This window comes from Brachybacterium sp. AOP3-A1-3, assembly GCF_052378285.1.
Classification (GTDB): Bacteria; Actinomycetota; Actinomycetes; order Actinomycetales; family Dermabacteraceae; genus Brachybacterium.
In genome coordinates, this window is sequence record NZ_JBQSXM010000002.1 from 80,084 (window position 1) to 104,453 (window position 24,370).

The following is a 24,370-nucleotide window of genomic DNA, read 5'->3' on the forward strand; positions in this document are numbered from 1 at the left end:
TGTGGGGCGCCCGGCTGGGCGATGTCGGGCCGGTGCGTCACAATGTCCAGGTGAGCCAGGACGAGCAGGACCCTCAGAACCCACAGGACACCCCGAGCGCTGCAGCCGCTGAACGGCCCGAGAGCGATGCCGTGCAGCCGCAGCAGCGCATCGCGGAGCTGACGGCGCAGATCGAGAAGGCCATCGAGGACTACTACGTCCACGACGCCCCGACCCTGGCGGACGCCGAATACGACGCGCTCGAGCAGGAGCTGAAGGAGCTCGAGGAGCAGAATCCGCAGCTGGCCAGCCCGGACTCCCCGACCCAGACCGTCCACGGCGCCGTCGCCACCGGACTGGCGGAGATCGTCCATGCCGAACGCATGCTCAGCCTCGACAACGTCTTCTCGATCCAGGAGCTGCGTGACTGGTGCGCGCACGCCGCGGCCGAGCTCGGCCAGGAGGTCCACTGGCTCACCGAGCTGAAGATCGACGGCCTGGCGATCAACCTCCGCTATGAGAACGGGGAGCTGGTCACCGCCGCGACGCGCGGCGACGGTCGCACCGGTGAGGACGTCACCGTGAACGCCCTGCAGATCGAGGGCATCCCGCAGACCCTGGCGGGGAGCGGCCATCCTGCCCTGGTCGAGGTGCGCGGCGAAGTGTTCATGCCGACCCGGGACTTCGAGCGCCTCAACGAGCTCCAGGTCGAGCTGCGCGAACGCGCGGTCGCCGAGAACCTCTCCCGGTGGGAGTCGCGACAGGCGTCGGGCCGACGCGCCTTCGACGAGGAGAAGGAGCAGCTCGCCGCGATCCGCCGCTTCCCGACCTTCGCGAATCCCCGCAACACCGCGGCGGGTGGCCTGCGCCAGCAGCTCGAGAAGAAGACAGGGCTCGAACGGGAGGCGGGCGAGGCACGGCTGACGTCCCTTCGCCTGACCGTGCACGGCCTCGGAGCGTGGCCGGACCCGCCCGTCGGCTCCCAGAGCGAGGTGTATGAACTGCTGGCGTCGTGGGGGCTGCCCACGAGCCGCTATTTGGAGGTCCTCGGATCGACCGACGACATCGTGACGTACGTCGAGCGCTATGGCGAGCGCCGCCACGACCTCGAGCACGAGATCGACGGCATCGTCATCAAGGTGGACTCCTTCGCGCAGCAGCGCGCCCTCGGCGCGACCTCGCGCGCCCCGCGCTGGGCGACCGCCTTCAAGTTCCCGCCCGAGGAGGTCACCACGAAGCTCGTGGACATCCAGGTGCAGGTGGGACGCACAGGGCGGGTGACTCCCTTCGGCGTGATGGAGCCGGTGAAGGTCGCCGGTTCCACGGTCGAGAAGGCCACGCTCCACAACCAGTTCGACGTGGAGCGCAAGGGGGTGCTGATCGGCGACACCATCGTGCTGCGCAAGGCCGGTGACGTGATCCCGGAGATCCTCGGCCCGGTGGAATCGCTGCGCGACGGCAGCGAGCGCCCCTTCGTGATGCCCACGCAGTGCCCGGCCTGCGGCACCACCATCCGCCCCGAGAAGGAGGGGGCCAAGGACTGGCGTTGCCCGAACCAGAAGGACTGCCCCGCGCAGGTCACCGGCCGCGTCGAGCATGCGGCCTCCCGCGGCGGCTTCGACATCGAATCGCTCGGCGAGGAGTCCGCGATCGCCCTCACCGATCCGGACAAGCGACGCAGCGAGGCGCTCGCCGCGCTGAGCTCCGGGCACAGCATCCACCTGCCGATCCGTGAGGCCTCGGAGGCGGAGCTCGAGAACTTCGTGGTGCTCAAGAACGGTGAGATCACCCAGGGCACCGACGGGGTCCCGCTGCTGCGCATCACCACGCCGGATGATCCGCTGCTCCCCGGCCTGCAGGAGCCCGTGGTCACCACGGGGAACGACCTGTTCGATCTCACGGCCGACGCGCTGCGCGACGTGGTCGTCTGGCAGCCCGAGCGCCGAGACGGCGAGCCGACGGGGGACTGGCGGATCCAGCCCGCGTTCTGGTCCCGTCCGCAGTTCAAGCACTACAAGCGCGACGGGGCGTGGAAGCAGCAGAAGGCACCCTCCGTGCTGAAGACCACCGAGACGCTCATCTCCGAGCTGGAGAAGGCGAAGGGCCAGCCGCTGTGGCGGGTGCTCGTGGCCCTGTCGATCCGGCACGTGGGGCCGACGGCCGCCCGGTCGCTGGCCACCGCCTACGGCTCCATGGACGCGATCCGGGAGGCGAGCATCGAGCAGCTCGCCGACACCGACGGGCTGGGTCCGATCATCGCCGAGGCCGTGATCGAGTGGTTCGAGGTGGACTGGCATCGCGAGCTCGTCGACGGCTGGGCTGCCTCCGGGGTGCGGATGGTCGATGACGTGGAGGACGGCTTCGTGAAGACCCTCGAGGGTCTGACCATCGTGGTCACCGGTGGGCTGGAGGGCTTCAGCCGGGACGGCGCGAAGGAGGCGATCATCTCCCGCGGGGGCAAGGCCTCGGGGTCGGTCTCGAAGAAGACGGACTTCGTCGTGGTCGGGGAGAACGCCGGCACCAAGGAGACCAAGGCCCGCGACCTCGGGCTGCGGATTCTCGACGAGGCCGGGTTCGTCGCGCTGCTCGAGGGCGGAGCCGATGCGGTCACCGAACCTGGTGCTGGTGCTGGTGCTGGTGCTGGTGCTGGTGCTGATGCTGATGCTGATGCTGCGGCGGGCGAGGCTGGCGACGCCTGACGGCAGAGATCGTCGGACCCTTCGACATCTCTCAGCAGCCGTGCGAGCGTGGTGCGCGCCACAACGCACCCGACAGGAAGGCTGCTCGACCATGAGCATCCGGAATCCCGAACCGTCCATGACCTCCGAGGAGTCCGGCGAGGGGGTGTCCCGCCGTGGCGTCGACCGACGTGCTGTGCTGCGTGGGGCAGGCCTCCTCGGGGCCCTCACCGCGTCCGGCGGAGCACTGGCCGCTCCAGCCCTGGCCGAACCTGCCCAGGCCGCAGCCCCGAGCACGCTCGATCCGACGGACTTCACCCTCACGGCCGACTACAGCGAGTACACGACGAGGGTCGAGGCGCTGCTGGAGCAGGCTGGGTCGGCGAGCGTCAGCGAGGTTATGGACCACGCCAACCATGACCGCACCGAGGCGCGGGTCCTGGATGACCAGGTGCACGGTTTCCGCTTCGCCTCGAGCGACGAGAACGATCCAGATGTCGCCCCGCAGGGGATCACCACCAGCCGTGACGCAGTCGGTACGGCGGGCAACGGCCGGTACGACGGGCGACAGGTCATCGCCGTGAGCTTCTACAACAAATCGCCCAAGAGCAGCCGCATCAACCTCATCGACTGGGATGCGAACCACCCGAACTCCTATCGGCGGATCCTGCTGGTCGAACCCACCGGCACCGCGGCGGAGCCGAGCTTCGAGGACGTGGAGATCCACGTCGGCGGGATCGCCTGGTACGGCGATCTGCTCTACGTGGCGGACACCGGCTCGGGCATGAGGGTGTTCGACATGAGCCGGATCGTCACCACCGACACCGGCGGGACCAAGGACCAGATCGGCAGGGAGGGGGACACCTTCTACGCCCACAACTATGCCTACGTGCTGCCGCAGGTCGGGAGGATCGACTCGGAGGTCGCAGGAGGCACGGAGAAGCTGCTGTGGTCCACGATCTCCCTGGACCGCGTGAGCCGATCGATCGTCATGACCGAGTACCGCTGTGTGGACTGCGACGGGGACTTCCCCGAAGGGACCACACGAGCGGTCCGCTTCCCCTTCGCGGAGGGGAAGCACACGTTCGCCGCAACGACCACGGCGACCGAGGCGCTCGACGTCCCGCTGCACTATCTCAACGGCGTGGCCTCCCACAACGGGCGCTGGTGGTTCAACGACTCCCACAACAAGACGCTGCACCACTGGTCCGGTTCAGGGGCGATGACCTCGAAGCCGTGGGTCTCCTGGGGCGAGTCCCTGAGCTACTGGGAGGACGCCGACGGACCGGACCTGCTGTGGTGCCTCAAGGAGGAGAAGGGCAACCGTCCGGTGTTCGCGGTGAAACAGGGCGATTACAGCTGAAGGGCCTCCTCGTCAGGCCCGCCGGCTTCTCAGCTGACCAGGGCGAGTGCCAGCGGCAGCACAGGCCCGGACCCTGACCGGCGCAGCAGGCGCCCCGCGATGGTCATCGTCCATCGGGTGTCGATCTCATCGTCGACCAGCAGGATCGGGGCGCCGTCGAGCGCGGCGATCTGCTCGGCGAGCTCCGGGGGGATGGTGAAGCGGTCCCACAGGGCTGCGACCCGGAAGGCACTGTTCCGGGCACCGCGCTGCGGGGCCGCGCCGGGGGAGAGACCGAGCTGACCGAGGTCCTGCATCTTTCCGATCCGGGCGATGCCGGCGCCCAGATCCCGCACGAGACCGGGCCGGGTCGTGGAGGGCACGGCGAGCACCGCGGCGGGGCGCTGCTGCCAGTCCCAGTCGGTGAGGACCTCGACGACACGGTTCGCGATCGCCGGGGTGAGGGCCGCATCCACGCGCTGGCCCTGCTCATCGACGGTGAGCAGGTTCCGCAGCGGCACCGCCCAGCCCAGGTCCGACATGCGGGCGAGGGCCCGGCCCTCCTCCAGCCGTTCCCCGGGCGGGATGTTGCCGCGCACCGGGCCCCCGGACTCCGAGGTGACGCCCACGCGGTCCAGCCCCTGGGGCCACTGCTTGCGTGGATCGACCGGGACTCCGACCCTGTCCAGCAGGCGGGAGACGGCCTCCCGGGAGGCGTCGTCGCCGGTGGGGGCCTGGTCTGCAGCAGCACGGCCCGAGGCATCGGAGCCTGCTGTCGCCGCGGCGTCCACACCGGACCCGGAGCGCGAGGACGGGGCCGATCCCGGCACCGGGTACCAGGGGTCGGTGCACACGTCGCAGCGTCCGCAAGGGGTCGCCGTCTCGTCGTCGAGCTGACGGGCGAGGAACATCATCCGGCACTGCTGCGGATCACCGGGCTGCAGACGCTCGTACTCGAGCATCGCCTGCTGCTCCTCGCGACGCGCCCGCGCGACGTTCTCGTAGCGCGGGGCGTCATAGGCCCACGACGCCCCGGTGGAGACCCAGCCACCGCGCACGGAGTCCACCGCGCCCTCGACGGCGAGCACCTTGAGCAGCAGTTCGAGGGCGCTGCGCTTGACGTCCACACGCGCCTCGAGCGCGGCCGTGGACAGGGGGGAGTCGGACGCACCGAGCTCGGCGAGCACAGCATCCGCATCTGCCTGGGCCGGCATGGAGGCGGTCGCGAAGTACTCCCAGATGGCCCGGTCCTCGCGACCGGGCAGGAGCAGCACGTCGGCGGTATCGGTGGCGCGCCCCGCACGGCCCACCTGCTGGTAATAGGCCACGGGGGAGCTCGGCGCTCCCAGGTGCACCACGAAACCCAGATCCGGCTTGTCGAAGCCCATCCCCAGCGCACTGGTCGCGGCGAGGGCCTTGACCTCGTTGTCCTTGAGGGCCTGCTCGAGCTCGGCACGCTCCTCGGAGTCGGTGCGACCGGTATAGGCGACCACCTTGCGGCCGGGGCGGTTCAGGAGATCCGCGAGGTCCTCCGCCGCGGAGACCGTGAGGGTGTAGATGATCCCCGAACCCGGCAGATCGTCGAGATACCGGGCGAGGTATTCCAGGCGGGCCCGGTCATCGGGCAGGGTCAGGCAGCCCAGTCGCAGCGAGTCACGGGTCAGGGCGCCGCGCAGGGTCAGCACCGGGGCGGCGCCCTCGGCCTGCACGCCCAGCTGCTCGGCGACATCGTCGACCACACGGGAGTTGGCCGTCGCGGTCGTGGCGAGCACCGGGACCTGGTCGCCGAGCTCGGCGACCAGGTCCCGCAGCCGGCGGTAGTCGGGCCGGAAGTCATGACCCCAGTCGGAGATGCAGTGCGCCTCGTCGATGACCAGGAGCCCGCAGCGCTCGATCAGACGCGGCAGCTGCTCGGCGCGGAAGCGCGGGTTGACCAGTCGCTCGGGGGAGACGAGGAGCACGTCGAGGTCATCGGCGTCCAGGGCGCTCTCGATGTCGGACCACTGGGTGGGGTTCGCGGAGCTGATGGCCTCGGCCCGCACGCCGGCACGGCGGGCGGCCGCCACCTGGTCGCGCATCAGGGCGATGAGCGGGGAGATGATCAGTGCGGGGCCGGAGCCCCGTCGCCGCTGGAGCAGAGCCGCGAGGAAGTACACCGCGGACTTCCCCCAGCCGGTGCGCTGGACCACCAGGACCCTGCGACGGTCCTCGACGAGGGCCGCGATCGCCTCGAACTGGCCCTCGTGGAAATCGGCGTCGGCCCGGCCGGTCAGCGCGTGCAGCGCTTCCTGAGCCTCGGCGCGCAGAGCGGAACGGTCGGTTGCGAGGGCGGGGGAGGTCGACGGGGAGGAGGAGTCCATGCCCCCAGTGTGGCGACTGCGGCCGACCTTCGGGGACCGGTCGCCGGGCTGTGGACGGGCGGCAGTGGGGAGGACCGGTCTTCGCCACCACCTGCGCACCGGAGCAGCCGACCGGAACCGCCTGACAGCAGCCGCCTGACCGGGAGCAGGGAGCGTTCGGTCAGGAGGCGGAGGTGTCCCCGTCGTCCGCGCCCTCCTGCGCCAGGCGCCGCAGCCGCGCCGAGGTGGACTCGTCATCATGCAGCGGGTCCTCCTTCGTGGCCAGGGCGCGCCGCATCGTGGCCTCGAGCTCCTGCGCCTCGCGGAGCACCGGATCGTCCGAGCGTGCGTCGTCGTCCTCGGGATCGTGGGCGTGATAGTCGATGTTCGGGTCGACCGACATGGCGGCACCTTCCTTCGGGGATCATCCCTGGGTGACTCGTGCTCAGGGACCTCGTCTGGTGGGCGGAAGTCTATCGGGACGGTCGCTACGATCGACCGGGTGAGCTCATCCCGACGCAGCACCCCGTCCCGTTCCCCGTCCCGCTCCTCGAAGGGATCCCCAGCGCGGTCCTCCCGGGCGGGAGCCTCCCGCCCCCTGAGCGGCTATCGCCTCGTCGAGGCGCTGATCGCCGGCTGGAGGCCCGTGCAGCGACTTGATGTGGACGGCTTCGCCCTGCTGCGCTCCCGGGGCGTCACCCGCCGCGCCAACAGCGCGGTCGCGGTGGACGCCCCGTCGACGGACGACGCCCTCCTCGCGGCGGTCGAACGGATCGAGGAGCTCGTCGCGATGACGGGGGAGCAGGCGTGCTTCCGCATCCTCGACGTCCACGGCCCCGCCCAGCTCGATGACCTCCTCGCCGCACGCGGATACGACAGCACCGGGCACAGCCAGCTCCTCGAGCTGCCGCTGGCAGGTCCGCTCTCCGCCGTCCCGCACCCCTTGGCCGAGATCCGTACCGGGGAGCTGGACGAGGACTGGTTCGACGCCGCCTGGTCCCTCGCCCCGCGCGAGGGGGACGACGCCCGCGGGACGATGCACGACATCCTCGCCGGCACCCCCTCGGTGCAGGTCGTCCTGCGGTCCGACGGCAGCGGCGGCGACAGCGCCGACGACAGCAGCGACGACGGGCTCGCTGCCGGGACGCCGATCGCCGTCGGCCGCGCCGCGCTCGTGGAGGCGGGGAAGGGGACCGCTGCGGTGCTGACCATGATCGCGGTGCACCCCCGGCGCCGCCGCGAGGGACTGGGCCGGGCCGTGTCCCAGACCCTGCTGGCGATCGCCGCCGTCCAGGGAGCGAGCCTCGCACTGCTCGAGGTCGAGAGGGACAACGGCGCGGCGTCGGCCCTGTATCGGGGTCTCGGTTTCACCTCCCGCGGTGCGTATCACTACCGGGTGGGCGCCCCGCCCGCGGACCGCGCCTAGAATGACCCACATGCCTTCGATCGGACGAGATGACGTCGCACGCCTCGCCGACCTCGCACGGATCCAGCTCACCGATGAGGAGATCGACCGCTTCGCCGGCGAGTTCGACTCCATCATGGACGCTGTCGCCTCCGTGTCCGAGGTCGCCACCGAGGATGTACCCGCGACGTCCCACCCCATTGCCATGACGAACGTCTTCCGCGAGGACGTCGTCGAGACCACCCTGACCCAGGAGCAGGCGCTCGCCGGCGCTCCTGAGGCGCAGGACGGCCGTTTCGCCGTCCCGCAGATCCTGGGAGAGGAGTGAATCGATGACCGACGCCACTCAGCACGACATCATCCGGACCAGCGCCGCCGCTCAGGCCGCCGCGCTGGCCGCCGGTGAGATCTCCTCCGAGGAGCTCACCCGCGCTCACCTCGACCGCATCACCGCTGTCGACGGTGACCTGAACGCCTTCCTCCACGTCAACACCGAGGAGGCGCTCGCCGCCGCCCGCGAGGTCGACACCCGTCGCGCCGCCGGCGAGGAGCTGCACGGCCTCGCCGGTGTGCCCATCGCCGTCAAGGACGTCGTGGTCACGCAGGGGCAGCCCACCACCGCGGGCTCCAAGATCCTCGAGGGCTGGATCCCGCCCTACGACGCCACCCTGGTCAGCGCGCTGCGCGCGGCAGGCCTGCCGATCCTCGGCAAGACCAACATGGACGAGTTCGCGATGGGCTCCTCGACGGAGACCAGCGCCTACGGACCCACCCGCAACCCGTGGGACCGCGACCGGATCCCCGGCGGCTCCGGCGGTGGCTCCGCCGCGGCCGTGGGCGCCTACGAGGCCCCGCTCGCGATCGGCACCGACACCGGCGGCTCGATCCGTCAGCCCGGCGCCGTCACCGGCACCGTGGGCGTGAAGCCCACCTACGGCTCCGTGTCCCGCTACGGGCTGATCGCCATGGCCAGCTCGCTGGATCAGGCCGGTCCCGTGACCCGCACCGTCGAGGACTCGGCGCTGCTGCACGAACTCATCGCCGGCCACGACCCCCATGACTCGACCTCCCTCACGGACCCCGTCGGCGCCTTCGCCGCGGCCGCCCGCAGCAAGGACGTCAAGGGTCTGCGCGTGGGCGTCATCGAGGAGCTCGAGGGCGAGGGCTTCGCCCCCGAGGTGCAGGCCCGCTTCACCGAGTCGCTCGAGCAGCTCGAGCGCGCCGGCGCGGAGATCGTGCGCGTGAAGTGCCCGAACTTCCGCTATGCGCTGGGCGCCTACTACCTGATCATGCCCTCGGAAGCCTCCTCGAACCTCGCGAAGTTCGACGGCATGCGCTTCGGGCTGCGCGTGGTCCCCGAGGACCACCCGACGGCGGAGAACGTCATGAAGGCGACCCGCGGCGCCGGATTCGGTGACGAGGTCAAGCGCCGCATCCTGCTGGGCACCTACGCCCTGTCGGCCGGCTACTTCGACGCCTACTACGGCAGCGCCCAGAAGGTGCGCACGCTCGTGCAGCGCGACTTCGCCGCCGCCTTCGAACAGGTCGACGTGCTCGCCTCGCCGACCTCGCCGACGGTCGCCTTCCGCCTCGGCGAGAAGGTCGACGATCCGATGGCGATGTACATGAACGACATCGCGACCATCCCCGCCAACCTCGCCGGCACCCCCGGGATCTCGATCCCGTCCGGCCTCGCCGAGGACGGCCTGCCCGCCGGCATCCAGATCCTCGCCCCGGCCCGGGCCGACGAGCGCCTGTACCGCGTGGGCGGCGCCCTGGAGGCGCTGCTCGAGGACTCCTGGGGCGGCCCGCTGCTGGCCAAGGCGCCCGAGCTCATGAACGGAGCGAAGTGATGACTGCATCGACCATCGACCTCGTCGACTACGACGAGGCCATCTCGCGCTTCGATCCCGTGCTCGGCATCGAGGTCCACGTCGAGCTGGGCACCGCCACCAAGATGTTCGACGGTGCGCCGAACATCTTCGCGGCCGAGCCGAACACAGCGATCACCCCCACGTCGCTCGGCCTTCCCGGCGCGCTGCCGGTCGTGAACCACAAGGCCGTCGAGTACGCGATCAAGATCGGCCTGGCGCTGAACTGCTCGATCGCCGAGACCTGCCGGTTCTCGCGCAAGCAGTACTTCTACCCGGACCTCACGAAAAACTTCCAGACCTCGCAGTACGACGAGCCGATCGCCTATGAGGGCTGGGTCGACGTCGAGCTCGAGGACGGCGAGATCATCCGCGTGGAGATCGAGCGTGCCCACATGGAGGAGGACGCCGGCAAGAACACCCACGTCGGCGGGTCCACCGGGCGCATCCACGGCGCGACCCACTCGCAGGTGGACTACAACCGCGCCGGCGTGCCGCTGGTCGAGATCGTCACCAAGCCGATCCCGAACACCAAGGGGCGCGCCCCCGAGGTCGCCGCGGCCTACGTGCGCACCCTCCGCGACATCTTCCGGGCGCTGGAGATCTCCGAGGCGAAGATGGAGCGGGGCAACGTGCGCGCCGACATCAACGTGTCGCTGCGGGCGAACGCCGAGGCGGAGCTGGGCACCCGCACCGAGACGAAGAACGTGAACTCGTTCCGTTCGATCGAGCGCACGGTCCGCTACGAGATCTCCCGCCAGGCGGGCGTGCTCGACGCCGGGCAGAAGATCATCCAGGAGACCCGTCACTTCCACGAGGACACCGGCGGCACCTCCTCAGGTCGTCCGAAGTCCGACGCAGAGGACTACCGCTACTTCCCCGAGCCCGATCTGGTGCCGGTGGCCCCGAGCCGCGAGTGGGTCGAGGAGATCCGCACCAGCCTTCCGGAGCTGCCCGCCGCCCGTCGGCGCCGTCTGCTCGGCGACTGGGGGTTCACCGACCTCGAGATGCGCGACGTCATCAACGCCGACGCCCTGGATCTGATCGAGTCAACCGTCGCCGCCGGAGCGAGCGCGCAGAGCGCCCGCAAGTGGTGGATGGGCGAGCTGGCCCGTGTCGCGCGGGAGCAGGAGTCCGAGCTGGGCGAGCTGGCCGTCACCCCGGTCCAGATCGCCGAGCTGCAGGGTCTGGTCGACGGGAAGAAGATCAACGACAAGATCGCCAAGCAGGTCCTCACCAAGGTCCTCGCCGGCGAGGGCGACCCCGCCGCGATCGTCGAGAAGGAGGGCCTCGCGGTCGTCTCCGACGACTCGGTGCTCACCGGCGCCGTCGATCAGGCCATCGCCGACAACCCCGACGTGGTCGCCAAGATCCAGGGCGGCAAGGTCCAGGCCATCGGCGCCCTCATCGGCCCGATCATGAAGGCCACCCGCGGTCAGGCCGACGCCGGCCGCGTGCGCGAGATCATCATGGAGAAGCTCGGCGTCAGCTGAGCCCGCGCGGGGAGCAGTCCTCGCCTCACAGCACGACATCGGTCGGATTCCGGTTCGGGGCATCGCCCCGGGCTCGGGATCCGACCGTCGTGCGTCCGGGGCCCGGTCGCCGGTGCGCGCACCGACAGCGGAGCTCACACCGGTCCTCACCCTGGTTTCCGCCCGGAGCCAGGTCTACGGTCCTGACATGGACTACTCCGACATCCCGTTCGAGGACTGCACGCTCGGCGACGAGGGTGAGATGCTCCTGTTCGCCCTGGACCGCGTGCACCGCCAGTTCGCCTGGAAGAGCGGAGGGCTCGACGCCGAGCAGCTTCGTCGTCAGCACGCGCCCTCGGAGCTGACCATCGCCGGCACGATCGTGCACCTGGCGAAGGTCGAGGAGCAGTGGACGGCGCTCGCGGCCGAGAGGCCTGTCGGGCCCCCGGTGCTCGGCCCGGACGGGTCCGAGCACTACGACGCCGAATGGACGCAGGAGATCACCCTCACCCCGGAGGAGCTGTACGACCTCTGGTACTCGACGATCGGGAGATACCGCGAGGAATGGGGCCACCTGGTCGCGGGCTCCGGGCTCGGGACGGTGCTGCACAGCGACCCCGGGTACGTCGCGACGCGTCGCCGTCGGCTGGTGGACATCCTCGAGGAGAACCTCCAGCACACCGGACAGATCTCGGTGATCCGGGAAGCAGTCGACGGTCTGGTCGGCAACGATCCCCCGTGACCGCGGCGTGCTGATCACGCGAGGGGATCACAGGGGCCGACGAGGACGCCAGAAGCGAGTTCGACGCGGTCCGGGCAGGGAGCAGCGCTGTCCTGTCGACAGGCATGATCAGCGCCAAAAGGCTGTACGAGGAATGACGCTGCGGAAAGACTGTGAAGCCCTAGCCGCCGACGGGACGGCCGCTCCTGTGGGGGTGCCCAGCACGCCGGCGCCCGTGCTGTCCACGGCTTTTGTCCGGTCCCGGAACCTCGTGGCGCTTCTCATGCGCACGCTTCTGACATTGCGCGCCGTGAGCGTTGCGTTATTAGGGTAGCCAAACCTTAGTGACGCGGATCCGTCGGGTCCGCTCGACCCCGGGAGGCACCTGCCCATGGACTCGCTGCTGACGCTCACCACCGAGGCGACCGATCCGGCACCGCCCGGCAACGGATCTCTCCTGACGGCGCGCACCGCCGACTCGTACGCGGACCTCCTGCACCACGTCGTCGACGACATCGCCGGTCATGTCCGCTCGGTGCGCTCGCCCTCCGTCGGGCCGGATCGGACGATGCTGGAGCAGCTCGTCGAGGCGGGGGAGCTGGACGGCTCCGGGATCGGCGCCGAGGCCGCCCTGGACGAGGCCGGTGCGCTGTATGCCCAGCACGCGGTCTGGTTTCACCACCCGTCGTACCTGGCGCATCTCAACTGTCCCGTCGTGCTGCCGGCGGTCGCCGCCGAGGCGATGCTCGCGGCGATCAACACCTCCGTGGACACCTACGACCAGTCCCTCGTCGCCACCCTCATGGAACAACGTCTCGTGCGCTGGACGAGCGAGCGGATCGGCTTCACCGCCGGGGACGGCGTGTTCACCTCGGGAGGCACCCAGTCGAACCTGCAGGCGCTCTTCCTCGCCCGACGCCGCGCCGAGCGTGGCGCGGGGGTGGGTCGCGGGGACCTCTTGTCCCGATTGCGGGTGCTCACCACGGCGGCCGCCCACTTCTCCGTCTCCCGCTCCGCGGAGCTGCTCGGCCTCCCCGATGACGCGGTGCGCATCGTCGCCGCCGATGCCGAGGGCCGGATGGACCCGGCCGCCCTGGACGTTCTCCTCGCCCGCTGCGAGGCAGCCGGAGAACCGGTGATGGCCGTCGTCGCGACCGCCGGGACCACCGATCGGGGCCTGATCGATCCCCTCGCCGAGATCGCGGACATCGCCGGTGCGCACGGTTCCTGGCTGCACGTGGACGCGGCGTACGGCGGGGGACTGCTCGTCTCCGGGACCCGCCGTCAGCTGCTCGCGGGCATCGAGCGCGCCGATTCCGTGACGATCGACTTCCACAAGACCTATTTCCAGCCCGTCTCCTCGAGCGTTCTGATCGTGCGCGAGGCGGCCGACCTCGCTGCGGCCGCGCACCACGCCGACTACCTGAACCCCGCCGCCGAGGCCGCCTCCGCCGACGCCGAGCCCAACCAGGTCGACAAATCCCTGCAGACCACGCGCCGTTTCGACGCCCTGAAGCTGTGGACCACTCTGCGCGCGCTGGGACCCGATGAGCTGGGACGGATGGTGGACCGGGTCTGCGACCTCGCCACGGAGGTCCGCAGCCTGCTCGAGGACGATCCGGACCTGCACGTGCTCGGCACGACGGATCTCAGCACCGTCATCTTCCGCTTCCAGCCCGCAGGACTGGATGATGCGCGGGCCGACGAGCTGCAGCCGCTCATCCGCCGGATCCTGTTCCAGTCCGGCCGGGCGATGGTGGCGCGCACGACGCTCGACGGCGTCTCCTACCTGAAGCTCACCCTGCTCAACCCCGAGGCGACCCTCACCGATATCGCCGCCGTGCTCGACCTCGTGCGGGCCACAGGTCGCGGGCTCCTCGCCGGCACCCGCCTCGCCGCGACGGAGGTGGCCCGATGAGAACCCGGACCGCTCCGGAGACGGGGACCAGCGAAGGCGCGATCCACGACGACGAGATCTATGACGACGAGATCCACGACGACGACATCCACGACCTCATCGGCATCGGGATCGGCCCCTTCGGGCTGGGACTGGCGGCGCTGGCCGACCCGCTGCCGGACGTCGACGCGGTGTTCGTCGACCAGGCCGACGGGTTCTCCTGGCACCCGGGACTGATGATCGAGGGCACCACCCTGCAGGTCCCCTTCCTCGCGGACCTCGTGACGATGGCCGACCCCACTTCGCCCTACTCCTTCCTCGCCTTCCTCAAGCAGACCGGCCGGCTCTACCCCTTCTACATCCGGGAGTCCTTCTATCCGCTGCGCAGCGAGTACGACGAGTACTGCCGCTGGGTCGCCGCACAGCTGGACTGCCTGCGCTGGCGGCGCCGCGCGGTCGCGGTCCAGGAGGAGGGCGACCACCTGCTCGTCACGGTCGCCGTGCTCGACGCTGCCGGGGAGGTGATCGGCTGCGAGCACCTGCGCGGCCGCCACCTGGCCCTCGCCGTCGGCACCGCGCCGTACCTCCCGCCCGCACTCGCCGAGCTGATTCCCTCGGCCGGTGGTGCCTCCGCCGGGGCCGCCCCGACACCCGCGCTGCACAGCGCCGACTACCTCCGGCGGAAGGACGAGCTGCTCGCCGCCGGATCCGTGACCGTGGTGGGCAGCGGGCAGTCCGCCGCCGAGATCTACCGGGATCTGCTCCAGGAGGGCGAGGCCGACGGGCTGCGCGTGGACTGGGTGACCCGCTCCCCGCGATTCTTCCCCATGGAGTACACGAAGCTCACGCTCGAGATGACCTCGCCGGAGTACACCGATCTGCACCGGTCCCTGCCCGAGGGGGCGCGCGACCGCCTGGCGCGGGAGCAGCGCGCCCTGCACAAGGGCATCAGCGCCGACCTGATCGACGAGATCCACGAACTCCTCTATCGCCTCTCCTCAGGCGGCAGGGAAGTGCCCTCGACCCTGCTCACGGGAGCCGCCGTCCGCGCCGCCCGCCGGGACCTCGCGACCAGCCAGATCGTCCTGGACCTCGAGCACCCGCTCACCGGATCGAACGCGGAGCACCGCACCGGCGCCGTGGTCGCCGCGACCGGCTACCGGCCCCGCTCCACGGATCTGCTCGCACCGCTGGGGGACCGGATCCGCCGCGACGAGGCGGGACGCCTCGACGTCACCCGCGACTACACCGTCGACCGCGAGGAGCGGATCCATGTGCTGGGCGGTGAGGAGCACACCCACGGCGTCACCGCCCCGGACCTCGGCTTCGGCGCCTGGCGCGCCTCCGTGATCCTCGCCGCGCTCGCCGGCCGCGAGCCGTATCCGATCGAGCGCCGCATCGCCTTCCAGACCTTCGGCCTCCCCGCCGCCCGCTGACCAGGAGATTCCCCATGAATCTGACGAACCTGATGGACCCGACCGATCTGACGGGCCTGAGCATCGAACCGCTCCGCCCCGCGGACCACGCCGGCCTGCTGCACAGCTGGCTGTCCACCCCGCGCGCCCGCTTCTGGGGCATGACCGACCACTCGCCCGCGCAGGTGCGCAGCTACCTCGATGCCCTCGACGCCTCCGCACACGAGAACGGATGGATCGGGCTGCGGAACGGAGCTCCGATCGTCTACGTGGAGACCTACGATCCCGCCTCGCTGCTGCCCGCCGGAATGCTCGATCCGGAGCCCGGTGATCTCGGCATGCACCTGTTCATCGCACCGCCGAGCGGCCCGGCCGAGCACGGCCTCACCGCCGCGGTGATGGCCGGCGTCGTGCGCTGGTGCTTCGAGGAACGTGGCGCCGCGAGGATCGTCGTCGAGCCCGACGAGCGCAACAGCGCGGTGCTCGCCAAGAACGCCGCTGCGGGCTTCCGCGTGCTGCGCACCGTCGAGCTCGCCGAGGGGCCCGGCGTGAAGCGGGCCGTGCTGAGCGTCTGCACCCGAGCGGACTTCGCGGCCTCGCCGCTCGGGGACGGTGCGCGGCCCGATGAATGCCGGAACAGTGCCGGAGCCGACGGCGCGGCTCCGGCGCGCGCACGTCCGGCTGCTCCCGCCGCCCCGACCGCCCATCTGCGTGCCGAGGTCGCCGAGCAGGCCCACCGGCACCTGGTCGCCAAGGCGCTCGCCGAGCTCAGCCACGAACGGGTCCTCGCCCCCGAGGCACTCGGGGGAGGTCGCTTCGCCCTGGCGGTCCCCGGCACCACGGTCCGCTACGAGTTCAGGGCCCGGGTGCTCCCGCTCGAGCACTGGCTGGTGGACCCGGCCCCGATCCGCCGCCTCGAGGACGCCACCGTGACGGCGCTGGACGTCCAGACGCTCGTCCTGGAGCTGCAGGAGACGCTCGGCATCCCCGACGATCTCCTCTCCACCTACCTCGAGGAGCTCGCCTCCACCTTCGCCGCCCGGTGCGCGACGCTGGACGCGGCCCGCCGCGGCGAGCGGCCGTCGGCCGAGGACCTGCTCACCGCGGACCTCCCGGACGTCGAAGCCGCCATGACGGAGGGCCACCCGGGCTTCCTCGCGAACAACGGTCGCATCGGGTTCTCCCTGCCCGACTACCGCGCCTACGCCCCCGAGCAGGGCCGGCGCACACGCCTGCAATGGGTCGCGGTGCACGCCGCGCGCAGCACCCTGTCCCTCGGCGAGGGCCTGGACGAGGCCGAACACGCCCGCTGGACCCTCTCGCCCGAGGAGCGCGACGCCTTCGCGGACCGTCTGGCCGGCCGGGGCCTGGACCCGTCGGACTACCACCTGCTGCCGTTGCACCCCTGGCAGGCGGAGCATCGCCTGCCGATCACCTTCGCCCCGGACATCGCCCGCGGCGACCTCGTGCCCCTCGGGCCGGGCGGCGACGAGATGCAGCCCCAGCAGTCCCTGCGCACCTTCCTCAACCGCACCCGAGCCGGGGCGCCCTACGTGAAGGTCGCCCTCGCGATCCAGAACATGGGGTTCCTGCGCGGCCTGTCCCCGCAGTACATGCGCGACACCCCGGCGATCAACGACTGGCTCGCCGCCCTCGTGGACGGCGACCCCGAGTTCGCGCGGGGTGGCTTCCGGGTGCTGCGCGAACGGGCGGCACTGGGCTACACCGGGGACGCCTATCACCGCACGCTTGCCACGAACCCTCATCGCAAGATGCTCGCGGCGCTGTGGCGGGAGAGCCCCCTGTCGCTGCTCGAGCCGGGGGAGCGGGCCTTGACGATGGCGGCGCTCCTGCACCGCGACCACGAGGGGACGGCGCTCGCGAGCGTGATGATCCGTGCCTCGGGACTTCCGGCCGAGAGCTGGGTCGCCCAGTACCTGCGCGCCTACCTCCGCCCCCTCGTCCATGCACTGCTCGCGCACGACGTGGTGGTCATGCCGCACGGCGAGAACCTCATCCTGCGGGTGCAGGAGCAGCAGGTGGTCGGTGCCTTCCTCAAGGACATCGGTGAGGAGATGGCCGTGCTGGGCCACCGCCCGCTGCCGGCGGCGATGGAGCGGGTGCGGGCGGTGGTCCCCGGCGAGGACAAGGCCCTGTCGATCTTCACCGACGTCTTCGACGGCGTGCTGCGGCATCTCGCGGGGATCCTCGACGCCGACGGGGTGCTGCCCGCGGACCGCTTCTGGAGGGTCGTGGCGGGAGTCCTGGACGAGTACGAGGCGGACCATCCGCACCTCGCGCAGGGGATGGCCGGGGACGTCGATCTGCGTGCGGGCAGCTTCGCGCACTCGTGCCTGAACCGTCTGCAGCTGCGCAACACCCTGCAGATGGTCGACCTCGGCGACCAGGCCTCCTCGCTGCTCTTCGCCGGGAGCATGGACAACCCCGTGGCGCGGGCTCACGTCCCTGCCTGAGGTCCGGGGCGGCGGCGCTCAGCTCTCCAGGAGCCGCGCCGCCGCCGTGAGGGTGTCGCCCTCGGGCAGCGGGAGGTAGGAGACGACATGGAGGTCGGGAGCGTCCTGGGGCACGATGTTGACCTGCTCGAACACGAGCCGGCCCACGACGGGGTGCAGGAACTCCCGGCGCCGTGAGGCGAAGCGCTCCACCTCGTGGGCATCCCACGCCCGCGAGAACTCCTCGCTCTCGGCGCGCAGATGACCCACCAGCCGCACGTGCTGGGGGCCGCCTGCCCGGCCGCCGGCCTCCGCCCGGTACTCGGCGAGGAACTGCCGGCTGGTGCGCTCCCAGTCCGGGAGCATCGAGCGCACCCACGGATCGGTGAAGATGAACTGCAGCAGGTTCCGCTGGGTCGCCTCCGCCTCACGGACCGCGGGGAACAGCCCCTCGTACGCCCGGTTCCAGGCGGCGATGTCCCAGTGCGGTGTGAGCGCGAAGGCCGGCGCCGGGTCCAGGGCGTCGAGCAGGTGCTGCACGTGCAGGGGCACCGGGGCGGGCTCGGCGAGCACGGGGCGCGGGGGAGGGGCGAACCCGGCCAGGCCCAGCGCATAGTCGTGCTCCGCCTCGGTCAGGCGCAGGTTCACGGCGACCGCGTCGATCACCTGGCGCGAGGGATTGATGTCCCGACCCTGCTCGAGCCAGGTGTACCAGGTGACGCTCACCCCGGAGAGGTACGCGATCTCCTCCCGGCGCAGGCCCGTGGTGCGGCCGCGGCCGACGGGCGGCAGGTCGTAGTCGGCCCGCACCACCTCGTTGCGGCGTCGGCGCAGGAACGTGCCGAGCTCGGCGCGTGGTCCCTCGGTCATGCAGCCTCCCCGTCGGCGGGTCGTCCCAGGTGGTCGGCCCAGCTGGTCGCCCCGTCGCGAAAACTATCACTTCCACCACTAGTAGTGACGGCGTCTTGGTTCCGGGGCGCTCGGAGTGGTCAGATGTCCCTATGGCTCAGCTTCGCTCCCGCACCTCGACCCACGGCCGCAACATGGCCGGCGCCCGCGCCCTGTGGCGCGCCACCGGCATGAAGAGCGGTGACTTCGGCAAGCCGATCATCGCGATCGCGAACTCGTACACCCAGTTCGTGCCGGGCCACGTCCATCTCAAGAACATGGGTGACCTCGTCGCGAGCGCGATCGAGGAGGCCGGCGGCATCTCCAAGGAGTTCAACACGATCGCCGTGGACGACGGGATCGCCATGGGGCACGGCGGCATGCTCTACTCGCTGCCCAGCCGCGATCTCATCGCGGACTCGATCGAATACATGGTCAACGCCCACACGGCGGACGCCCTGGTGTGCATCTCCAACTGCGACAAGATCACCCCCGGCCACCTGATGGCCGCGATGCGGCTGAACATCCCTGTCGTCTTCGTCTCGGGCGGCCCTTCGGAGTCCGGGAAGCCCGTCGAGGGGGTCACCGAGAACCGCATCGACCTGGTCGATGCGATGGCGCTCAGCGCGAACGACGCGATCACCGACGCCCAGCTCGCGGAAGTCGAGGAGAACGCCTGCCCCACCTGCGGCTCCTGCTCGGGCATGTTCACGGCGAACTCGATGAACTGCCTCACCGAGGTGCTGGGCCTGTCCCTGCCGGGCAACGGCACCACGCTCGCCACCCATGCCTTCCGCAAGGAGCTCTTCCTCGAGGCCGGGCGGAAGATCGTGGAGCTCTCCAAGCGCTACTACGAGGACGACGACGAGTCCGTGCTCCCGCGGGCGATCGCCACCAAGGCCGCGTTCTCCAACGCGATGGCGATGGATGTCGCGATGGGCGGCTCCACCAACACGATCCTGCACATCCTCGCCGTCGCGATCGAGGCCGGGACCGACTTCACCCTCGATGACATCGACCGCATCTCGCGCCTGGTGCCCACGCTGTCCAAGGTCGCCCCCAACGGCACCGCCCACGTCGAGGACGTCCACCGCGCCGGCGGCATCCCCGCGATCCTCGGCGAGCTCGACCGTGCCGGCCTGCTGGACCACACCGTCCACACCGTGCACTCCCCGGACCTCTCCAGCTGGCTCGCCGAATGGGACATCCGCAGCGGCACCGCCTCGAAGAAGGCGGAGGCGCTGTTCCATGCCGCTCCCGGCGGCGTGCGCACCACCCAGGCCTTCTCCACCACCAACACCTGGGACGAGCTGGACACCGATGACGAGAACGGCGTGGTCCACTCGGTCCCGCACGCCTTCAGCAAGGACGGCGGCCTCGCGGTCCTGAAGGGCAACCTCGCCCGCGACGGCGCCGTGTTCAAGACCGCCGGCGTCACCGAGGATCTCTTCCACTTCGAGGGCACCGCGGTGGTCTGCGACTCCCAGGAGGAGGCCGTCCAGAAGATCCTCGACAAGACGGTGAAGGCCGGCGACGTCGTGGTGATCCGCTATGAGGGCCCCCAGGGCGGCCCCGGCATGCAGGAGATGCTCTACCCCACCTCGTTCCTCAAGGGGCGGGGCCTGGGCAAGACCTGCGCGCTGATCACCGATGGTCGCTTCTCGGGCGGCACGAGCGGCGTCTCCATCGGTCACATCTCCCCGGAGGCGGCCGAGGGCGGCCTGATCGGCCTGATCGAGGACGGCGACACGATCATCATGGATGTCGACAAGCGGCTGCTGGAGCTCGACGTCCCCCAGGAGGAGATCGATCGCCGCCGCGCTGCGAAGGGCCCGCTGCCGTGGCGCCCGGAGAATCGTGAGCGCGTGGTCTCCCAGGCCCTGAAGGTCTACGCGCACCTGGTGCGCTCGGCGACCTACGGCGCCACCCGTCGGCCGCTGGACTGATCCGCGGCATTCGCCGACATGCGACGCCCGGCCCGGCGAGGGCCGGGCGTCGCGGCGTCTGCCGGCGCGTTCTGCGAGGGTCCGCGTCGGGCGGCGCCCGGTCGGCGTGGACGGATCGTCTCGCGATCCGGACGGGTGGCCTGCGTCCCCCGGGAAGCCCTAGTGTGTGGGGCATGCAGACGATTCTTCTCGTAGTTACCGAGCGCGGCTGACCCCGTTCGTTTCGTCGAGACGTCAACCGCGCCCCTCCCTGAGCCCCAGGCGGAGGGGCTTTTTCGTGTCCCGGTCCCCGGGGTGCGATGCCTCCGGGGAGGGACCGTGGCCCGCATGCAGCAGTTCACCGCCCTGACCACCGTCCGAGACGACGAAGGAGTTCCGATGAACGGACAGCAGATGACCGGCGCGCAGGCGCTGGTCGAGTCCCTCAAGCATGCCGGGGCCGAGGTCGTCTTCGGCCTTCCCGGCGGCGCGATCCTGCCCACCTACGATCCGCTGATGGACGCCGAGGGCCTCCGTCACGTGCTGGTCCGCCATGAACAGGGTGCCGGTCACGCCGCGAGCGGCTATGCGCACGCCACCGGGAAGGTCGGCGTGTGCCTGGCCACCTCCGGCCCGGGCGCGACCAACCTCATCACGGCGATCGCCGACGCCCAGATGGACTCGATCCCGCTGGTCGCGATCACCGGTCAGGTCGGCTCCATGTTCATCGGCACCGACGCCTTCCAGGAGGCGGACATCGTCGGGATGACGATGCCGGTCACCAAGCACAACTTCCTGGTCTCGGATGCGGACGACATCCCCAAGGTCATCAAGCAGGCGTTCCACATCGCCTCCACCGGCCGTCCCGGCGCGGTGCTCGTGGACGTCACCAAGGATGCCCAGCAGGCCCAGACCACCTTCGAGTGGCCGGAGAGCCTGGACCTCCCCGGATACCGGCCCGACCCTCGCCCGCACAGCAAGCAGATCCGCGAGGCCGTCTCCCTCCTCCTCGAGGCCAAGCGCCCTGTGTTCCTGCTCGGCGGCGGCGTGCTGCGCGGCCGCGCGAGCCAGGAGGTCGGCGAGCTCATCGATCTCTCCGGTGCACCCTTCGTGACCACCCTCATGGCGCGGGGCGCCCTGCCCGACTCGCACCCCAGCCACCTCGGCATGCCCGGGATGCACGGCACCGTCTCGGCGGTCTCCGCGCTGCAGCGCTCGGATCTCATCGTGAACATCGGGGCGCGGTTCGATGACCGCGTGACCGGTGTCCTGGAGTCCTTCGCTCCAGGGGCGAAGGTGGTCCACGCGGACATCGATCCCGCGGAGATCTCCAAGAACCGCGACGCGGACGTCCCGATCGTCGGCCAGGCCGCCGACGTGGCCCGTGCGCTGACCGCCGAGCTGCGCGAGCGGCTCGCCGTCGAGGACACCCGCGACTACGAGGCGTGGTGGAGCACGCTGACGATGCTCCGCGAGAACTACCCCCTGGGGTGGACGGAGACCGAGGACGGATTCACCGCTCCGCAGAAGGTCATCTCCCGGATCGGTGCCATCTCCGGCCCCGAGTCGATCTTCGTGGCGGGCGTGGGCCAGCACCAGATGTGGTCCAGCCAGTTCATCCAGTACGAGGAGCCCTGCAGCTGGATCAACTCCGGCGGCCTGGGGACCATGGGCTACTCGGTGCCCGCGGCGATGGGCGCCAAGGTGGGCCGGCCCGACAAGGTGGTGTGGTCCATCGACGGCGACGGCTGCTTCCAGATGACGAACCAGGAGCTCGCCACCTGCGTCATCAACGACATCCCGATCAAGGTCGCGATCATCAACAACTCGAGCCTCGGCATGGTGCGCCAGTGGCAGAACCTGTTCTACGACAAGCGCTACTCCAACACCGACCTCAACACGGGGCACGGCACCCGGCGCGTCCCCGACTTCGTCAAGCTCGCCGATGCCTACGGTGCGGTCGGTCTGCGCTGCGAGCGGGACGAGGACATCGACGCCACCATCGCGCAGGCGATGGAGATCAACGACCGCCCCGTGATCGTCGACTTCACCGTGAGCGCCGACGCGATGGTGTGGCCGATGGTGCCCTCGGGCGTCTCCAACGACGAGATCCAGATCGCGCAGGGCATGAGCCCCGAGTGGGAGAGGGACATCTGATCATGAGCACGAACTTCACGAACCAGACCACGGCGTCGCCCGCGGCGCCCGCATCGAGCACGGCGGGCTACGTCATGACGCCCGACAGCCAGACCCTCTCGGTCCTCGTCGAGAACAAGCCCGGAGTGCTCACCCGCGTCTCCGCACTGTTCTCGCGTCGTGGGTACAACATCTCCTCGCTCGCGGTCGGACCGACCGAGCACCCCGAGATCTCCCGGATCACCGTGGTGGTCGACGTGGACCAGCGTCGGCTCGAGCAGATCACCAAGCAGCTCAACAAGCTGGTGAACGTCCTCAAGATCGTCCAGCTCGACGCGCGGCAGACCGTCCAGCGCGAGCTGATCCTCATCAAGGTGACGGCCGACAACGCCACGCGCACCTCGGTGCTGGAGATCGTCCAGATGTTCCGCGCGAAGGTGGTCGACGCGGCCGCCGACTCGGTGACCATCGAGGCCACCGGCACCCAGGACAAGCTCAGCGCGCTGCTGGGCATGCTCGAGTCCTTCGGGGTGCGCGAGATCGTCAAGTCCGGGGCCGTCGCGATCGGCCGCGGCGGGCGTGCGATCACCGATCGCAGCCTGCTGGGCTGACCGAGCGAATCCTGAGCGCCCGGAGCCTCCGGGCGAACTGGAGCGCCCGACGGCGTCCCGAATACGGAGACGGCCTCTCACAACGTAAGACAACCGGCGATAGGATCGTCCCGTCGCCCGGTGCGTCATCAAGCAACCGGCACACCGCACACCTACACGAAGGAGCACATCGTGGCTGAGATCTACTACGACGACAACGCCGACCTGTCCATCATCCAGGGCAAGAAGGTCGCCATCATCGGCTTCGGCTCCCAGGGCCACGCCCACGCGCTGAACCTGCGCGACAGCGGCGTCGAGGTCCGCGTGGGGCTCCGCGAGGGCTCCACCTCCCGCGCCAAGGCCGAGGAGCAGGGCCTGGGCACCGGCACCGTCGCCGAGGTCTCCGAGTGGGCCGATCTGATCATGATCCTCACCCCGGACCAGGATCAGCGGAAGGTCTACAGCGAGTCCATCCAGCCGCACCTCGGCGAGGGCAAGGCGCTCGCCTTCGCGCACGGCTTCAACATCCGCTTCGGCTACATCGAGGTTCCCGAGGGCGTCGACGTGCTCCTCATCGCCCCGAAGGCCCCGGGCCACACCGTGCGCCGCGAGTACGTCGCCGGCCGCGGCATCCCCGACATCGTCGCCGTCGAGCAGGATGCCACCGGCGGCGCCTGGGATCTCGCCCTGTCCTACGCCAAGGGCATCGGTGGAACCCGCGCCGGCGTCATCAAGACGACCTTCACCGAGGAGACCGAGACCGATCTCTTCGGCGAGCAGGCCGTGCTCTGCGGCGGCATGAGCCACCTCGTCCAGGCGGGCTTCGAGACCCTCGCCGAGGCCGGCTACCAGCCCGAGATCGCCTACTTCGAGGTGCTCCACGAGCTCAAGCTGATCGTCGACCTCATGCACGAGGGCGGCATCGCCAAGCAGCGCTGGTCGATCTCCGACACCGCCGAGTACGGCGACTACGTCTCGGGCCCGCGCGTCGTCACCGACGAGACCAAGAAGGCCATGAAGGACATCCTGTCCGACATCCAGGACGGCACCTTCGCCCAGCGGTTCATCGACGACCAGGACAAGGGCGCGCCCGAGTTCACGGAACTCCGCGAGACCGAGGCGAAGCACCAGATCGAGACCGTCGGCCGCGACCTGCGCAAGATGTTCTCCTGGAGCGCTCAGGCGATCGACACGGATTACGTCGAGGGCAGCGCCGCACGCTGATCCGCACCCTCTGACGTCCAGGAGCCCTGCACCGC

At 70.4% G+C, this 24,370-nt stretch carries 17 protein-coding genes; 14 read left to right on the forward strand and 3 right to left on the reverse strand.

The annotated features are described in order from the left end of the window. The first annotated feature begins 50 nt into the window (after nucleotides 1–50). Both ACT3T5_RS03140 and ACT3T5_RS03145 read left to right on the forward strand, forming a co-directional pair. Nucleotides 51–2,678, forward strand: coding sequence for an NAD-dependent DNA ligase LigA (locus tag ACT3T5_RS03140; protein ID WP_444593600.1), 2,628 nt, complete (start codon nucleotides 51–53; stop codon nucleotides 2,676–2,678). Between the two features lie 91 nt (nucleotides 2,679–2,769). Continuing rightward, nucleotides 2,770–4,020 carry a hypothetical protein gene (locus ACT3T5_RS03145; RefSeq protein WP_444593601.1) on the forward strand — a complete coding sequence of 417 codons (1,251 nt, stop codon included), beginning with the start codon at nucleotides 2,770–2,772 and terminating at the stop codon, nucleotides 4,018–4,020. Nucleotides 4,021–4,049: 29 nt separating this feature from the next. Here ACT3T5_RS03145 and ACT3T5_RS03150 read toward each other — a convergent pair whose 3' ends face one another. Then, entirely contained in the window at nucleotides 4,050–6,359 is a 2,310-nt protein-coding gene (locus tag ACT3T5_RS03150) for a RecQ family ATP-dependent DNA helicase (RefSeq protein WP_444593602.1), read from the reverse strand. 160 nt (nucleotides 6,360–6,519) lie between these two features. Further along, nucleotides 6,520–6,741 carry a hypothetical protein gene (locus tag ACT3T5_RS03155; protein WP_444593603.1) on the reverse strand — a complete coding sequence of 74 codons (222 nt, stop codon included), beginning with the start codon at nucleotides 6,739–6,741 and terminating at the stop codon, nucleotides 6,520–6,522. A gap of 99 nt (nucleotides 6,742–6,840) precedes the next feature. Between ACT3T5_RS03155 and ACT3T5_RS03160 the strand changes: the two genes are divergently transcribed. The 8 genes from ACT3T5_RS03160 to ACT3T5_RS03195 all read left to right on the forward strand — a co-directional run bounded on the left by ACT3T5_RS03160 (nucleotide 6,841) and on the right by ACT3T5_RS03195 (nucleotide 17,593). Continuing rightward, a complete protein-coding gene (locus tag ACT3T5_RS03160; protein ID WP_444593604.1) occupies nucleotides 6,841–7,764 on the forward strand; it encodes a GNAT family N-acetyltransferase in 924 nt (307 codons plus the stop codon). A gap of 10 nt (nucleotides 7,765–7,774) precedes the next feature. Further along, nucleotides 7,775–8,071: an Asp-tRNA(Asn)/Glu-tRNA(Gln) amidotransferase subunit GatC gene (gatC, locus tag ACT3T5_RS03165; protein ID WP_193116046.1), complete on the forward strand. Its 297-nt coding sequence runs from the start codon at nucleotides 7,775–7,777 to the stop codon at nucleotides 8,069–8,071. A 4-nt stretch (nucleotides 8,072–8,075) separates the two neighbouring features. Beyond that, entirely contained in the window at nucleotides 8,076–9,596 is a 1,521-nt protein-coding gene (gene gatA, locus ACT3T5_RS03170; RefSeq protein WP_444593605.1) for an Asp-tRNA(Asn)/Glu-tRNA(Gln) amidotransferase subunit GatA, read from the forward strand. Continuing rightward, nucleotides 9,596–11,107 (forward strand): Asp-tRNA(Asn)/Glu-tRNA(Gln) amidotransferase subunit GatB, encoded by a 1,512-nt coding sequence (gene gatB, locus ACT3T5_RS03175; protein WP_444593606.1) that lies wholly within the window; start codon nucleotides 9,596–9,598, stop codon nucleotides 11,105–11,107. Before gatA ends, gatB begins: the two co-directional genes overlap by 1 nt. 187 nt (nucleotides 11,108–11,294) lie before the next feature. Then, nucleotides 11,295–11,828, forward strand: coding sequence for a mycothiol transferase (locus ACT3T5_RS03180; RefSeq protein ID WP_444593607.1), 534 nt, complete (start codon nucleotides 11,295–11,297; stop codon nucleotides 11,826–11,828). Between the two features lie 370 nt (nucleotides 11,829–12,198). Continuing rightward, entirely contained in the window at nucleotides 12,199–13,725 is a 1,527-nt protein-coding gene (locus ACT3T5_RS03185) for a pyridoxal phosphate-dependent decarboxylase family protein (protein ID WP_444593608.1), read from the forward strand. After that, on the forward strand, nucleotides 13,722–15,140 hold the full coding sequence (locus ACT3T5_RS03190; protein WP_444593609.1) for a lysine N(6)-hydroxylase/L-ornithine N(5)-oxygenase family protein: 1,419 nt from the start codon (nucleotides 13,722–13,724) through the stop codon (nucleotides 15,138–15,140). The genes ACT3T5_RS03185 and ACT3T5_RS03190 overlap by 4 nt, the downstream gene beginning before the upstream one ends. A gap of 14 nt (nucleotides 15,141–15,154) precedes the next feature. Continuing rightward, nucleotides 15,155–17,593 carry a GNAT family N-acetyltransferase gene (locus ACT3T5_RS03195; RefSeq protein ID WP_444593610.1) on the forward strand — a complete coding sequence of 813 codons (2,439 nt, stop codon included), beginning with the start codon at nucleotides 15,155–15,157 and terminating at the stop codon, nucleotides 17,591–17,593. A gap of 18 nt (nucleotides 17,594–17,611) precedes the next feature. Here ACT3T5_RS03195 and ACT3T5_RS03200 read toward each other — a convergent pair whose 3' ends face one another. Next, on the reverse strand, nucleotides 17,612–18,442 hold the full coding sequence (locus ACT3T5_RS03200) for a helix-turn-helix transcriptional regulator (protein ID WP_444593611.1): 831 nt from the start codon (nucleotides 18,440–18,442) through the stop codon (nucleotides 17,612–17,614). A 131-nt stretch (nucleotides 18,443–18,573) separates the two neighbouring features. Between ACT3T5_RS03200 and ilvD the strand changes: the two genes are divergently transcribed. From ilvD to ilvC, 4 genes are all read left to right on the forward strand, one after another. After that, on the forward strand, nucleotides 18,574–20,406 hold the full coding sequence (ilvD, locus tag ACT3T5_RS03205; RefSeq protein WP_444577699.1) for a dihydroxy-acid dehydratase: 1,833 nt from the start codon (nucleotides 18,574–18,576) through the stop codon (nucleotides 20,404–20,406). Nucleotides 20,407–20,784: 378 nt separating this feature from the next. Further along, complete coding sequence (locus ACT3T5_RS03210; RefSeq protein ID WP_444593612.1) at nucleotides 20,785–22,542, forward strand: acetolactate synthase large subunit; 1,758 nt, start codon at nucleotides 20,785–20,787, stop codon at nucleotides 22,540–22,542. 74 nt (nucleotides 22,543–22,616) lie between these two features. Continuing rightward, the gene (gene ilvN / locus ACT3T5_RS03215; protein ID WP_444577804.1) at nucleotides 22,617–23,132 is read left to right on the forward strand and encodes an acetolactate synthase small subunit; all 516 of its coding nucleotides are present in this window, start codon (nucleotides 22,617–22,619) and stop codon (nucleotides 23,130–23,132) included. Nucleotides 23,133–23,303: 171 nt separating this feature from the next. After that, nucleotides 23,304–24,335 (forward strand): ketol-acid reductoisomerase, encoded by a 1,032-nt coding sequence (ilvC, locus tag ACT3T5_RS03220; protein WP_444593613.1) that lies wholly within the window; start codon nucleotides 23,304–23,306, stop codon nucleotides 24,333–24,335. Nucleotides 24,336–24,370: the final 35 nt, after the last annotated feature.